The organism is Rhodococcus pseudokoreensis (assembly GCF_017068395.1).
GTDB classification, from domain to species: domain Bacteria; phylum Actinomycetota; class Actinomycetes; order Mycobacteriales; family Mycobacteriaceae; genus Rhodococcus_F; species Rhodococcus_F pseudokoreensis.
This window is the reverse complement of the sequence record NZ_CP070619.1, coordinates 1449354-1462395: the sequence shown is the minus strand read 5'-3', so window position 1 is coordinate 1462395 and position 13042 is coordinate 1449354. Positions and strand designations below refer to the sequence as shown.

Below are 13042 nucleotides of genomic sequence, written 5' to 3'. Positions count from 1 at the left end.
ATAATTGTGACCAAGGCTCTCGCCGCGATCGTCGGATCCGGCAACATCGGCACCGACCTGATGTACAAACTCCTCCGCTCCGAGATCATCGAGCCCCGCTGGATGATCGGCGTCGACCCCGACAGCGAGGGACTGAAGCGCGCCGCGGACCGGGGTGTGATCGCCAGCGCCGAGGGCGTCGACTGGCTGCTCGCCCAGGACGAGCGCCCCGACATCGTGTTCGAGGCCACGTCCGCCTACGTGCACCGGGTGAACGCCCCCCGCTACCGGGAACTCGGCATCCAGGCCGTCGACCTCACCCCCGCCGCGCTCGGACCGGCGGTCGTGCCCGCCGTCAACATGGGCGAGCACCGCACCGCACCGAACGTCAACCTCATCACCTGCGGCGGCCAGGCGACCATCCCCATGGTCCACGCCGTCTCCCGGATCACCGAGGTGGCGTACGCCGAGATCGTCGCCAGCGTGGCCTCGCCGTCCGCGGGGCCCGGCACCCGCGCGAACATCGACGAGTTCACGATCACCACGAGCCGCGGCATCGAGACGATCGGCGGGGCGAAGAAGGGCAAGGCGATCATCATCCTGAACCCGGCCGAACCGCCGATGTTCATGAAGGACACCGTGTTCTGCTCCATTCCCGCCGACGCCGACCGCGGCGCCATCACCGCGTCCATCCACGACGTCGCGGCGTCGGTGCAGGCGTACGTACCCGGCTACCGCCTGCGCGCCGAACCGCAATTCGACGACCCGACGCCGATCAGCGGAGGACTCGCCCGCGTCGGCATCTTCCTCGAGGTCGAGGGCGCCGGCGACTTCCTGCCGCCGTACTCCGGCAACCTCGACATCATGACCGCCGCCGCCACCAAGGTCGGCGAGAGCTTCGCGACGCAGATCCTCGGCGCCGGCGTCTGAGCGCGTCCGCCCCTCCACTCTTCGAAGGAATACCGATGCCTTACAGTGCCGAACTCGACATCCGGGTGACGGACTCGTCCCTGCGCGACGGCTCCCACGCCAAACGCCACCAGTTCACCGTCGACCACGTCCGCTCCATCGTCGGGGCGCTCGACGCCGCAGGGGTTCCGGTCATCGAGGTCACCCACGGTGACGGACTCGGCGGTTCCTCGTTCAACTACGGATTCAGCCACACCCCGGAACAGGAACTGATCAAGGCCGCGGTGCAGACGGCGGAACGGGCGAAGATCGCGTTCCTCATGCTCCCCGGACTGGGGGTCCAATCCGACATCCGCGAGGCCGCGGACAACGGCGCGAGCATCTGCCGCATCGCCACGCACTGCACCGAAGCCGACATCTCCGTGCAGCACTTCGGTCTCGCCCGCGACCTCGGGCTCGAGACCGTCGGCTTCCTGATGATGTCGCACAGCCAGTCACCGGAAGTGCTCGCGAAGCAGGCCCGGATCATGGCCGACGCCGGCTGCCAGTGCGTGTACGTCGTGGACTCGGCGGGCGCGCTGATCATGAACGCCGTCAGCGACCGCGTGTCCGCCATCGTCACCGAACTCGGCGACGACGCACAGGTCGGATTCCACGGCCACGAAAACCTCGGCCTCGGGGTCGCCAACTCCGTGCTCGCCGTCGAGGCGGGCGCCCTGCAGATCGACGGCTCCACCCGGCGCTTCGGCGCCGGCGCGGGAAACACCCCGGTCGAGGCGTTCGTCGCCGTCACCGAGAAACTCGGAATCCGCACCGGCATCGACACGCTGAAGATCATCGACGCCGCCGAGGACGTCGTCCGGCCCGTCATGGACGGCGACTGCCTGCTCGACCGGCTGTCGCTGACCATGGGCTACGCGGGCGTGTACTCCAGCTTCCTCAAGCACGCCGACTCCCATGCCCGCCGGTACGGCGTGTCCGGTGCGGAAATCCTCATCGAGGCCGGCAGGCGCAAGCTCGTCGGCGGTCAGGAGGACCAGCTGATCGAAATCGCCCTCGGCCTCGCGGACCGGCAGTCCGCGGAAGCCGCAGTCGCCGAGAAGAAGTCCGCCTAGGCGTTCCGCCGGGTACCGATACCAGAAAGCCGAGATCATCATGGGCCAGGTTCTTGACAGGATCGAACAGTACGCGGACGAGATCCGCGCGGAAGGCGCCGAGGGCGACAAGCTGATGCGGCTGTCGGACACCTCTGCGAAACGGCTGCGCGACTCCGGGGTGATGCGGATGCTGCAACCCAAGGAATACGGCGGCTACGAATCCCACCCCCGCGAGTTCGCGGAGACCGCGATGGGCATCGGCGCCATCGACGGAGCCGCGGGCTGGGTCAGCGGCATCGTCGGCGTCCACCCCTGGGAACTGGCGTTCTTCGACCGCACCGCGCAGGACGAGGTGTGGGGCGAGGACTCCGACATGTGGATGGCGTCGCCGTACGCCCCGATGGGGGTGGCCGTGCCCGTCGACGGCGGCTACGTCCTCAACGGACGGTGGTCGTTCTCCTCGGGCACCGACCACTGCGGGTGGGTCATGATCGGCGCCGCGGTCGGCGACCGGGACGGCAACCGGGTGATGCCCCCGAAGATCCTGCACGTGCTGCTCCCGCGGTCGGACTACGACATCGACCAGGACAGCTGGAACGTCGTCGGACTGCGTGGCACCGGATCCAAGGACCTGATCGTCAAGGACGCGTTCATCCCGCAATACCGGACGCTGCAGGCCGACAAGGTCTTCGACGGGTCTGCGCCGAAGGAGTTCGGCCGAACCCAGACGCTCTACAACTTCCCGTTCTCGTGCATCTTCCCGCTCGGCATCACGTCTTCGCTCATCGGCATCGCCGAGGGCGCGCTTGCCTGCCACCTGAACGCGCAACGCGAACGCGTCACCGTCTCCGGCACCCCGATCAAGGACGACCCGTACGTGCTGTTCGCGATCGGCGAGGCCGCCGCGGAGATCGCGGCGTCCCGCGCAGCGATCCTGGAGACGGTCGACCGGTTCTGGGACATGACCGAGAAGGGCCGGGAGGTGTCGTTCGAGCTGCGATCGATCGGTCGTCGCACCCAGACGGCCGCCGCCTGGCGGGCGGTGCGCGCCGTCGACGAGATCTTCGCGCGCTCCGGTGGCGGTGCGCTCCAACTGAAGACACCGATGCAGCGGTTCTGGCGGGACGCTCACGCCGGCCTCTCCCACGCGATCCACGTGCCGGGGTCGATCTTCCACTCTTCGGCCCTCACCCAGCTCGGCGGGGAACCCCAGGGCATCCACCGCTCGATGATCTAGGCGCTTCGCGCCCGTGCGTGGTTAACGAGTCCAGAGACTCGTCAACCACGCACGGGTGGCGGAGCCGCCCCCCAGGAAAGGACTTCACATGACCGACATCCGAGGGCTCGGCTACCTGCGGATCCAGACGAAGGACGTGCCACGCTGGCGTGAGCTGGTGGTGGACGGGCTGGGCATGGCCGAGGGGTCGGGCCCCGAGCCCGACGGCCTGTACCTGCGCGTGGACGAGCGGCGGTCGCGGCTGATCGTCCTGCCCGGCGACACGGACAAGGCGCTCGCCGTGGGGTGGGAGGTGCGCGACCAGTTCGCCCTCCAGCGCGTGCGCGAGCAGGTCGAGAAGTCCGGCGTCACGGTCGACGTCCTGTCCGAGGAGGAGTCGCGCTACCGCGACGCCGAGCAGGTGATCGCGTTCGACGATCCGTCCGGCACCCGGGTGGAGGTGTTCTTCGGGCCGGTGCTCGATCACAGTCCCGTCGTCACCCCGCACGGGGGCCGTTTCGTCACCGGCGCGCAGGGACTGGGCCACGTGGTCCTCCCGACGCCGGCGTTCGAGGAGGCCTACACGTTCTACACCGAGGTGCTGGGATTCCTGCCCCGCGGCGCGATCCGCCTCGGACCGGCCGACGCCCCCGGGCCGGCCCGCCGGGTGCGGTTCATGGGCGTCAACCAGCGCCATCACAGCCTCGCGTTGTGCCCCGCGCCGCACAGCGGCGAACCGGGGATGGTGCACCTGATGACGGAGGTCGACACCCTCGACGCCGTCGGCCAGGCACTCGACCGGCTCGGCAAACTCGGCTTCTCCATCTCGTCGACCCTCGGCAGGCACACCAACGACCGCATGGTGTCGTTCTACGTGCGCGCCCCCGGCGGCTGGGACCTCGAATTCGGCACGGAGGGCATGCTCGTCGACGAGACGCACTACACCGCCGAGGAGATCACCGCGGACAGTTACTGGGGCCACGACTGGTCGGGTTCCGAGCCGCTGGCGGCGTTCTCGTGACGGTCTCGCGCGCAAGCATCGGCGCAGTGGCCGCGCTCGTCCTCCTCGGTGGAAGTGCCTGTTCCAGTGCGGCATCCGAGACGATCACCGACACGTCGCCCCGGCCGGGTCAACTGCTGTCGGCCCGCCCCGTGACCGACGGTCCCGCGCTGCCGAGCGCCGCCAAGACCGAGGTGATCACCTACACATCGCAGGACGGCAACGGCGACCCGGTCGTGGTGTCGGGCACCGTGGCGATTCCCCGCACGCCGGCCCCCGAGGGCGGGTATCCGGTGATCAGCTGGGCGCACGGCACCACCGGCGTCGCGGACGCCTGCGCCCCGTCCGCGGATTTCGCGGGCGGCCCCGCCCACAGCTACCTCTCCGGGGTCAACGACTCCCTCGACGACTGGGTGGCGAAGGGGTACGCGGTGGTGAGCACGGACTACCAGGGTCTGGGCACGCCGGGTATCCATCCGTACATCAACGGTGACACGGAGGCGAACGCCGTCGTGGACATCGTCCGTGCCGCCCGCGACGTGGATCCGGCGGTCGGCTCGACCTGGTTCGTCATCGGGCACAGCCAGGGTGGGCAGGCGGCGCTGTTCACCGCCGCGCAGGCGGGGGAGCGCGCCCCGGAACTCGACCTCGGCGGCGCCGTGGCGATCGCCCCGGGCAACGGGCTCGACCAGACTCCGAACTACTTCCGCTCGGGTGTGCCGGGTATCGAAGCGGCCGAGGCGTTCCTCCCGCTGATCCTCCTCGGCGCGCAGGCCGCCGATCCCGCGATCGACCCGTCGGCGCTGCTGACGGAGCAGGCGCAGCCGCTGCTGACGGCGGCGCGGACCGGGTGCATCGACGACATCCGGAAGGTGCCGCCGGTGCCCGCGGGTCAGGTCTTCCGCCCCGACGCCGACCTCGGACCGCTGACGGAATACCTGGGCCGCCAGGAGCCGTCGAGGGTCCACGTGCAGGTCCCGACGCTGGTCGCGCAGAGTTCCGGCGACCTGGTGGTGAGCAAGCCGTCGACGGATCTGATGGTGAAGACGTTGCAGGACAACGGGAACGAACTCACGTATCGGACGTACGAGGGTGCGGACCATCGCGGGACGATCGGGGCGTCGCAGCAGGACGCGCAGGATTTCGTCGCCGGGATCCTCGCCCGCTGACGATGCCGGGGCAACACGACCATCAACAGTCTGTTGACAACAGACTGTTGATGGCGTGGAGTGGTCGGGTGACCACCGACGACCAGAAACACGCGGCCGAGCTGGATTCGGCACGCACGACGCTGAACCGGGCCGGCGCCGCGAGGCTCGCGCGGCGTCCGTGGGAGCATCCCGACCAGCCACGGTCGGACGGCGACCTCATCAGATTCGCGGCGTGGATGTCCCGGGATACGAACGGTCCGGACCCGGCGGTCCTCTCGGCCGCGCTGCGGCTGCTGTCTTCGGCTCGGGTCGAACTCGACCAGATCGAGGCCGGTCTGCTGTTCGCCGCCCGGGGCAGTGGGCTGACCTGGCCGGACATTGCCCAGGCGCTCGGCCTGGGTTCGGCTCAGGCCGCCCAGCAGCGCCTGAGCCGGGTCGTGTCCCGAGTCGGCGACCGCGACGCGGACGACTGAGCGGTGGCCGGGTGATGTCCCCTCTCCACCCGGAGGCAGCGCCGGGCGAGGTGCTGCTGGCCGGCATCGCGGCCGGCCCCGGCACGGCCGTCGGCCCTGCGCGGATCATCGGCGGCCCGGACGACTTCACCCGCTTCCGCCCGGGCGACGTCCTGGTCTGCCGTACGACGTCGCCGGCCTGGACCCCGCTGCTGGCCACAGCCTGTGCGGTGGTCACCGAGACCGGCGGGGTGTCGGCGCACGCCGCGATCGTCGCCCGCGAGTTCGGCATCCCCGCCGTCCTGGCCGCGCCGAAGGCCATGATCACCCTGACCGACGGCCTGCTGGTCCGCGTGGACGGCACTCGCGGGCACGTCGCTGTTCCGAACGCCGGGAGGATCTGATGGCCTACCGCACTCCGACGGACATCCTGGTGTTGCACGCCGTGCGGATCCTGGGCTACGCCGAGACCGCGCGTGTCGCCGCCCGATTCGACCTGCCCGTCGAGGCGACCGTCGAGCACCTGCTCGATGCCCAGGCCCGGGGGTGGACCACCCGCACCACGTTCGCCGAGGACAGCGGCTGGTCCCTGACCGACCTCGGGAAGGTGCACGGCGAGCGACTGCTCGCCGCCGACCTCGACCGGTGCGGGAGCCGGACCGTGGTGGTGCAGGTCCACCGGGAGTTCCTGCCGCACAACGTCGCCGTCGCGGACGCGTGCACCGCCTGGCAGTTGACCGAGCTGGGTATCGGCGAGGCCACCGTGACCCTCGACGAGACCACCACCCGCCTGGCGTCCGCGGCCCGGGCCCTGGCCGGTTTCGAGGCGCGCCTGGTCGCGGGCACGGACCGATTCGCCGGCTACCACCGGCGGTTTGCCGGCGCCGTCGAGCGGGCGCGCACCGATCCGGCCTGGATCACCGCGACCGACCGCGACTCCTGCCACCGCGTCTGGTTCGAGTTCCACGAGGACCTCATCGCTTCCCTCGGCCTGGTCCGGTGACACGGCCTAGTCTCGAACTCATGGGCCTGCGATTACGCGACACCGTCGGACGTCAGTTACGCGAGCTTCGCTACGAGCCGACGGCGAAGCGGATCCGCGCCGTGCTGAACGCGACCACGGTGGTCGACAGCGACCGTGCGGTTCTGGTCTGGGAACCCCGGCGCGTCGTTCCCACCTACGCGGTGCCGGAGGAGGACATCGCCGCGGAGGTGACGCCGGAGCCGGTGAGGCCTGTGCCGGCGGCGGAAGCAGCAGGCTTCGCGCTGCCGGACGTGACGTCGATGCCGGTGCTGGATCCGCGGGTGCCGTTCTCGGTGCACAGTGCGGAGGGCGAGCCCGTCGCGATCCGCATCGACGGCGCACGGAACGCCCTGGGGTTCCGGCCCGGTGACGCAGACCTGGCCGGGTACGTGGTTCTCGATTTCGACGGCTTCGACCGCTGGCTGGAGGAGGACGACGAGATCGTCGGCCATCCGCACGATCCGTTCCAGCGCATCGACGTTCGCCGCACGTCCCGCCACGTGCAGTTGAGGATGGGCGACACGGTCCTGGCCGACTCGCGGCGGGCGAGCATGCTGTTCGAAACGATGCTGCCGGTCCGTTACTACCTGCCGCCCGAAGACATCGTCGCGGAACTGCACCCGAGTGCGACGAAGACGTATTGCGCATACAAGGGCGAGGCCACCTATCGGTCGGCGGTCACCGGCGGCGGACTGCTTCACGACATCGCGTGGCGTTACGACAATCCACTCGTCGACGCGTCGGAAGTACGCGGACTCGTGGCCTTCTTCGACGAGCGGGTCGATCTGATCGTCGACGGTGTCGCCCGGCCTCGCCCCCTGACTCCCTGGTCCTAGTCCTCGGCGGCGTCCGCGCCGCCGAGCGCGATCTCGAGTGCCCGGGCCTCGTGGGCGTGCCCGAGCAACTCGTATCCGACGACGGTGACGACCGGTGCCAGCATCACCACGATCAGGCACCACGCCATCGACACGCCCTGCGCCGCCAGCACGAGTGCGAGCGCGATCGTAGCCGCGGTCAGGGCGAGGAGCAGGACGTGGAACGGATCGGGAACCCGCAGCAGATACGTGTACAGCAGGTACACGGCCGCGAGGTAGATCGCGACGGGGACGGCGACGGCGAGCACCGTCGCCGTCGCGCCGATGTGGGAGGCGTGTTCGATGTAGTACGCCGCCACGTGCAACCCGGCCCCCACGGCGGCCAGCGCGGCGAAGACCACGATGTGGCTGTACCCCCAGACGAACGAGCGGCGGCGATACACCGCGAGCACCTCGGCCGACGGCAGGATGTAGTACACCCACCACAGTCCGAACGTGAGTCCGATGCCCGCGACGGCGACGAGGATCGCGTCGAGCGACCACCCCTGGTGCTCGACGACGGCGGACAGTGAGGCCACCGTGCCGATCACACCCTCGCCGAGCGTGATGATCACGAGCAGACCGTGACGCTCGACGATGTGGTGTGCGTGCCAGGGTGTTCCGCCCTTGTACCGTTCGGCGATGACGGGGCTGCTCATCTCGACGAGGATGAGGACGACGCCGAGGCCGAACGCATACTCGACCGTGAGGGGTGCGATCGCCAGCGTCACCCAGCCGATCTGTGCGAAGACGAGCGCCGTGGCGTACGTCAGCGACGCCGAACGGTGGTCGGGGTCGTGCCTGGCCGCGCGCAACCACTGGAACACCATGGCGACGCGCATGACGATGTACCCGGACACCATGACGGTGTTGTCGAGTTCGACTCCGCGGTCGATGGACGCGAACATCTCCGGCATGCCGAGCGCCAGGACGACGACGCCGATCATCTGGATCATGGTGGTGACCCGGTAGATCCAGTCGTCGGTGTCGTATGCCGAGGCGAACCAGGAGAAGTTGATCCACGCCCAGATGATCGAGAACATCGCGAACGAGAAACCCGCCAACCCGGCGCCGACGTGTCCTTCGGCGACAAGGTGGGCGAACTGGTCGCCCGCGACACCGAACGCGACCACGAACGTCAGGTCGAACAGCAACTCCAACGGCGTTGCCACACGGTGTTCCTCGTCCGGGTCGCGTCCGACCATCTTCTGGACGCGGTGGGCGAGGCTCCTGCCGTTCGACGCCGATCGGTCGGGTGCGTTCACAGCCGTGCCGTTACGGCGTCGCCTGGTCTGCCTGCCCCACGAGGTCGGCGACGGCGCCGGGCTGGGACACCAGGACGGCGTGCGACGCGGGTACCTCCGTGATCTGCGCCCCCGCCCGGGTGGCCATGAACCGCTCGGACGCCGCCGGAATCACCTGATCGTTCTGAGCGACCATCGCCCAGCTGGGAGTCGACGCCCACGACGGCGGCCCGCTCGGTTCGAGGTTCGCCACCAGCGCCGCCGACCGCTGGTGCGCGAGCATGTCGGCGGCCGTGGCGTCCGACACGTCCGGCGCGAACACCCGATGGAAGTCGGCCGGGTTGATGTACCCGTCGAGGTTCCTGCCCGCGATTCCCGTGGGATCGTTCTCGACGACCTTCACCTGCAGCACCGGCGGCAGCAGCTGGCTGCCGGGGAAGCGGATCGGGTCGAGGTTCAGCATCACCGGCTCGCCCTGCGCCGGGGCGAATGCCGCCACGTAGACGAGCACCTCGACGTTCGGCGAGTGCACATTGGTGATGACGGCGCCGCCGTACGAGTGACCGACGAGCACCACCGGTCCCGGGATGTCCGCGAGCACCTTCTCGATGGCGGCGGAATCGTATGCCGGTCCGCGCAGCGGGTTGTCCGGGACGACGACTTCGTACCCGCGACCGCGCAGGTCCGCGGCCACCGCGTCCCAGCTGGTCGTGTCGGCGAACGCGCCGTGGACCAGCACCACCGTCGGCAGATCCTGGGCGAGGGCCGGTCCGGCCCCGACGGTGAGCGTGCCGGCCGCGGCGATCGCGCACGCCGCGACGGCGGTTCGTAGTCGAAGATGTCGCATCACTCGTCTCCCGGGTCGGGACGGAACACAATGGTCAGGGGCGAAGGGGACTGCGCGCCAGCAGCAGTCGTGCGACGAGAAGCAGTGTCGTACGACGGACGACGCCGTGGCCTGGCCCTTCGTCGCTGAGATTACTCGCCCGCCGCGCGGTCGGCATCATTTCGGCTAGCGTGAGCGGAGGGGGACATTCCGCTCGTCCGTGCACGCTCCGCCGTCGTCAGGAGGAACCCCGTGGATCTCGCATTGCGCGGCACCGTCGCCGTGGTCACCGGAGCCAGCAAGGGAATCGGGCTCGCCATCACCCGGGCGCTCGCCGCGGAAGGCGCCTTCGTAGTGGCGGGGGCGCGGTCGCCCGGCCCGGAACTGGAAGAACTCGTCCGCAGCGGAAACGTGGAGGCGGTGAGCGTCGACCTGTCGACCCAAACCGGCCCGGGCGAACTCGTCGCTGCCGCCGCTGCCCGTGGCAGTCTCGGCGTCGTCGTCAACAACGTCGGCGCCGCCCACCCGAGGCTGACCGGCTTCCTCGACGTGACCGACGACGACTGGATCACGACGATGAATCTCAACCTGATGTCGGCGGTGCGGACGATCCGGGCCGCGCTGCCCACGATGATCGCCGCGGGCCGGGGGAGCATCGTAACCACGAGTTCGGTCAACAGTTTCCTGCCCGATCCCACCGTCATCGACTACTGCGCGTCGAAGGCCGCTCTCACTAATTTCTCGAAAGCTCTGTCGAAAGAGGTGGGACCGTTGGGTATTCGAGTGAACACCGTCAGCCCCGGGCCTGTGTCGACCGGCCTGTGGCTCGGTGACGACGGGGTGGCCGCCACGGTGGCGCGTGCGGCGGGCGGCGAAGCGGAGGCGGTGGCGGAGAATGTCGCGAAACAGGCGGTCACGGGCCGGTTCACCCGCCCGGACGAGGTGGCGGATCTCGTCGTGTTCCTCGCGAGCGACCGGGCGGGCAACGTGACGGGGTCCGATTTCGTGATCGACGGCGGACTCGTCACCACGCTCTGACCGCCCGTAGGACTACCGGCGGCCCAGAAGTTTCCGCATGCCCTCGGCCGCACCGCGCACGAGTGCGTCGCGGGGGAAACCGCTGCGCTTCTGCGCCGCGTCGTAGTTGCCGCCCGCCACCCAGACCGGGCCGTCGGCGAGGTGTGCGAGACCTTCCCGGGCAACGTCTTCGGGCTCGGCGACGTTCATCCCGGGCAGGTCGAAGTTCAGGCCTGCCCGGACCATCGCCGGGGTGCGGGTGACGCCGAGAACGAGTTCGACCACGTGGACGCCGAACGGCGCCAGTTCGAGCCAGAGGCTTTCCGCGAAGATCCGGCCGAACGCCTTCGATGCGGCGTAGATGCTCTGGTCTTCCGACCCCAGATAGCCGGCCAGCGAACCGACCAGCATGATTCCGCCCCGGCCGCGGTCCTTCATCCTCGCGCCGAAGTGCTGCGACAGGTGCAGTTGAGAGGTGATGTTCAGGTCGATGACGCGCTGGAAACCGGCGAGGTCTCCGCTGACGAACTCGTGCCCGTAGCTGTTGGCCCCGGCGTTGAAGATCAGCAACCCGACCTCGACGTCGTCGGTGGCGGTGCGGATCCGGTCGAGGGCGTCCGGGTCGAGAAGGTCGAGCGCGAGGGTGCGCACCAGGACGCCGTGCGCGCGGACCTTGGCGGCGGTCTCCTCGAGCGGCCCGGGCTTGCGGGCGATCAGAACGAGGTTGATCCCCGCTCGGCCGAGTTCCTCGGCGAAGCTCGCGCCCACACCCTCGGAGCCGCCTGCGATCACGGCCCACGGTCCGTAGTGGTCGGTGTCGATCATGATGTGTCCCTTCGGAGATGGTGTCAGTGGACGACGACGGGAGTCGGTATCGGGTCGGGGTCGCGCACCGGCACGGCACCCGCCTGCGCGGCCCGGGTGATCGACGCGGTCAGCGCAGCGCACCCCTCCCGGGGAGCGCCGGGACGTCCCGGTCCGGAGCTGCCGATCTCACGGCACCGGCCGCGGGCCGTGTCGTCCCACTGAATGGACGTGTGCTCCCAGCTGTTCTTCTGGACCAGCACCCGCGCGCCGCACTCAGTGCACTGCAGCGGCCGCATCGTTTTCGCGCGCCTTTCGTGCGAGGTTCTCTTCCACTTCCCGCTTCCACGATTCCACCGGCCGGGTGGTGTCGAGTTCGAACTCGAACCGCTCGGTCATCTGCGGCGTCACCGCGGCGACGTCGACGTAGAACTGCTCGTACCACCGCCGCAGCTGGTAGACCGGACCGTCCTCCTCGCACAGCAGCGGATTCTCGATGCGGGTCTTGTTCTTCCAGATCTCGATGTCCTGTTCGAAGCCCTTCGCGATGAACGTGCCGAAATTCTTCGCCATCGCGGTGGCGGCGTCGCCCTCGAGTTCCTTCGACTTCTTGACGATGATGCCGTACTGCAGCACGAACTTGTGTGCGCTGACGGGGTAGTGGCAGTTGATCAGCACGGAGTCGACGTCGTGCGTCTCGTACTGGTACGTCAGGTCGTCGACCATGAACGACGGTCCGAAGTAGGTGGCGTCCGAGCGGCTTCCGATCATCTTCGGCTGACCCGACGCGTGCGGGCGCATGTCCTCACGGGCCTGCCCGCGCATGAACTGGCTGGCGACGTGGCCCTCGAAGACGTTCTTGAAGTAGGTGGGGAACGAGAAGTGCACGTAGAAGAAGTGCGCCATGTCGACGATGTTGTCGACCACCTCGCGGCAGTTGGTGTCGACGGTGGTGCGGTACCAGACCCAGTCCGTCCACTCGTCGTCGAGAGCACCGTCGATGCGGGGAATCGTGACGTCCGCGGGCGGCGGATTGCCTTCCGGATCGTTCCACACGAACAGCATCCCGTCCTGGTCCAGCGCGTGCCACGACCGGGTCCGCGCGAGCGGTGGCACCCGGCGGGCGTACGGAATCTTCTTGCACCGGCCGTTGCTTCCCCACCGCCAGTCGTGGAACGGGCACGCCACCTCGTCGCCCTTGACGGTGCCCTGGCTCAGATCGCCGCCCATGTGCCGGCAGTAGCCGTCGAGCACCGCGAGATCGCCGGCACTGTCGGCGAAGACGACGAGCTTGGTGCCGAACGCCTCGACGGAGTGCGGCTTGCCGTCCCGGAATGCCTCGGACAATCCGAGGCAGTGCCATCCACGGGCGAATCGGGTGGGCGCTGCGCCCGCGTCGATTTCGCGTACCTCGACTGTCTCGGACTGTTGGGTGGTCACGATGCGTCCCGTCCTCTCCTGGGCTTGTG

Annotated in this window: 15 protein-coding genes; 10 read left to right on the top strand and 5 right to left on the bottom strand. The window is 69.1% G+C overall.

The window, feature by feature from the left end:
- The first annotated feature begins 3 nt into the window (after window positions 1-3).
- From JWS13_RS12180 to JWS13_RS12140, 9 genes are all read left to right on the top strand, one after another.
- Entirely contained in the window at window positions 4-909 is a 906-nt protein-coding gene (locus tag JWS13_RS12180) for an acetaldehyde dehydrogenase (acetylating) (protein ID WP_206011573.1), read from the top strand.
- A 35-nt stretch (window positions 910-944) separates the two neighbouring features.
- Window positions 945-2003, top strand: a complete 1059-nt coding sequence (dmpG, locus tag JWS13_RS12175) for a 4-hydroxy-2-oxovalerate aldolase (protein ID WP_206005752.1) — start codon at window positions 945-947, stop codon at window positions 2001-2003.
- A 40-nt stretch (window positions 2004-2043) separates the two neighbouring features.
- Window positions 2044-3222 carry an acyl-CoA dehydrogenase family protein gene (locus tag JWS13_RS12170; protein ID WP_206005751.1) on the top strand — a complete coding sequence of 393 codons (1179 nt, stop codon included), beginning with the start codon at window positions 2044-2046 and terminating at the stop codon, window positions 3220-3222.
- Between the two features lie 88 nt (window positions 3223-3310).
- Window positions 3311-4222, top strand: a complete 912-nt coding sequence (bphC, locus tag JWS13_RS12165; RefSeq protein WP_206005750.1) for a biphenyl-2,3-diol 1,2-dioxygenase — start codon at window positions 3311-3313, stop codon at window positions 4220-4222.
- On the top strand, window positions 4219-5370 hold the full coding sequence (locus JWS13_RS12160) for an alpha/beta hydrolase family protein (protein ID WP_206005749.1): 1152 nt from the start codon (window positions 4219-4221) through the stop codon (window positions 5368-5370). Before bphC ends, JWS13_RS12160 begins: the two co-directional genes overlap by 4 nt.
- Before the next feature lie 68 nt (window positions 5371-5438).
- Window positions 5439-5825 (top strand): hypothetical protein, encoded by a 387-nt coding sequence (locus JWS13_RS12155; RefSeq protein ID WP_206005748.1) that lies wholly within the window; start codon window positions 5439-5441, stop codon window positions 5823-5825.
- Between the two features lie 14 nt (window positions 5826-5839).
- Window positions 5840-6208, top strand: coding sequence for a PEP-utilizing enzyme (locus JWS13_RS12150; RefSeq protein ID WP_241032156.1), 369 nt, complete (start codon window positions 5840-5842; stop codon window positions 6206-6208).
- The gene (locus JWS13_RS12145; protein ID WP_206005747.1) at window positions 6208-6807 is read left to right on the top strand and encodes a hypothetical protein; all 600 of its coding nucleotides are present in this window, start codon (window positions 6208-6210) and stop codon (window positions 6805-6807) included. The genes JWS13_RS12150 and JWS13_RS12145 overlap by 1 nt, the downstream gene beginning before the upstream one ends.
- Window positions 6808-6827: 20 nt before the next feature.
- Entirely contained in the window at window positions 6828-7664 is an 837-nt protein-coding gene (locus tag JWS13_RS12140; RefSeq protein WP_206005746.1) for a DUF427 domain-containing protein, read from the top strand.
- On the opposite strand, the gene JWS13_RS12135 is transcribed toward JWS13_RS12140, so the two are convergent.
- Window positions 7661-8887, bottom strand: coding sequence for a low temperature requirement protein A (locus JWS13_RS12135; protein WP_206011572.1), 1227 nt, complete (start codon window positions 8885-8887; stop codon window positions 7661-7663). The two genes, JWS13_RS12140 and JWS13_RS12135, sit on opposite strands and share 4 nt — an antisense overlap.
- 70 nt (window positions 8888-8957) lie before the next feature.
- Window positions 8958-9773 carry an alpha/beta hydrolase gene (locus JWS13_RS12130; protein ID WP_206005745.1) on the bottom strand — a complete coding sequence of 272 codons (816 nt, stop codon included), beginning with the start codon at window positions 9771-9773 and terminating at the stop codon, window positions 8958-8960.
- A gap of 231 nt (window positions 9774-10004) precedes the next feature.
- On the opposite strand from JWS13_RS12130, the gene JWS13_RS12125 reads away from it, so the two are divergent.
- Entirely contained in the window at window positions 10005-10790 is a 786-nt protein-coding gene (locus JWS13_RS12125) for an SDR family NAD(P)-dependent oxidoreductase (protein ID WP_206005744.1), read from the top strand.
- Between the two features lie 12 nt (window positions 10791-10802).
- Here JWS13_RS12125 and JWS13_RS12120 read toward each other — a convergent pair whose 3' ends face one another.
- The 3 genes from JWS13_RS12120 to JWS13_RS12110 are packed head-to-tail and all read right to left on the bottom strand — an operon-like array spanning window position 10803 to window position 13013.
- Window positions 10803-11594, bottom strand: coding sequence for an SDR family NAD(P)-dependent oxidoreductase (locus tag JWS13_RS12120; protein ID WP_206005743.1), 792 nt, complete (start codon window positions 11592-11594; stop codon window positions 10803-10805).
- A 23-nt stretch (window positions 11595-11617) separates the two neighbouring features.
- Window positions 11618-11872 carry a hypothetical protein gene (locus JWS13_RS12115; RefSeq protein WP_206005742.1) on the bottom strand — a complete coding sequence of 85 codons (255 nt, stop codon included), beginning with the start codon at window positions 11870-11872 and terminating at the stop codon, window positions 11618-11620.
- Entirely contained in the window at window positions 11850-13013 is a 1164-nt protein-coding gene (locus JWS13_RS12110; protein ID WP_206005741.1) for a 3-ketosteroid-9-alpha-monooxygenase, oxygenase component, read from the bottom strand. Before JWS13_RS12110 ends, JWS13_RS12115 begins: the two co-directional genes overlap by 23 nt.
- Window positions 13014-13042: the final 29 nt, after the last annotated feature.

Excerpts from the sequence above, each read along its gene's own strand:
- JWS13_RS12115 (WP_206005742.1), bottom strand. The coding sequence starts at position 11,872 with ATGCGGCCGCTGCAGTGCACTGAGTGCGGCGCGCGGGTGCTGGTCCAG.
- JWS13_RS12145 (WP_206005747.1), top strand. The coding sequence starts at position 6,208 with ATGGCCTACCGCACTCCGACGGACATCCTGGTGTTGCACGCCGTGCGG.
- dmpG (WP_206005752.1), top strand. The coding sequence starts at position 945 with ATGCCTTACAGTGCCGAACTCGACATCCGGGTGACGGACTCGTCCCTG.
- JWS13_RS12140 (WP_206005746.1), top strand. The coding sequence starts at position 6,828 with ATGGGCCTGCGATTACGCGACACCGTCGGACGTCAGTTACGCGAGCTT.
- JWS13_RS12130 (WP_206005745.1), bottom strand. The coding sequence starts at position 9,773 with ATGCGACATCTTCGACTACGAACCGCCGTCGCGGCGTGCGCGATCGCC.
- JWS13_RS12150 (WP_241032156.1), top strand. The coding sequence starts at position 5,840 with ATGTCCCCTCTCCACCCGGAGGCAGCGCCGGGCGAGGTGCTGCTGGCC.
- JWS13_RS12120 (WP_206005743.1), bottom strand. The coding sequence starts at position 11,594 with ATGATCGACACCGACCACTACGGACCGTGGGCCGTGATCGCAGGCGGC.
- JWS13_RS12170 (WP_206005751.1), top strand. The coding sequence starts at position 2,044 with ATGGGCCAGGTTCTTGACAGGATCGAACAGTACGCGGACGAGATCCGC.
- bphC (WP_206005750.1), top strand. The coding sequence starts at position 3,311 with ATGACCGACATCCGAGGGCTCGGCTACCTGCGGATCCAGACGAAGGAC.
- JWS13_RS12135 (WP_206011572.1), bottom strand. The coding sequence starts at position 8,887 with ATGGTCGGACGCGACCCGGACGAGGAACACCGTGTGGCAACGCCGTTG.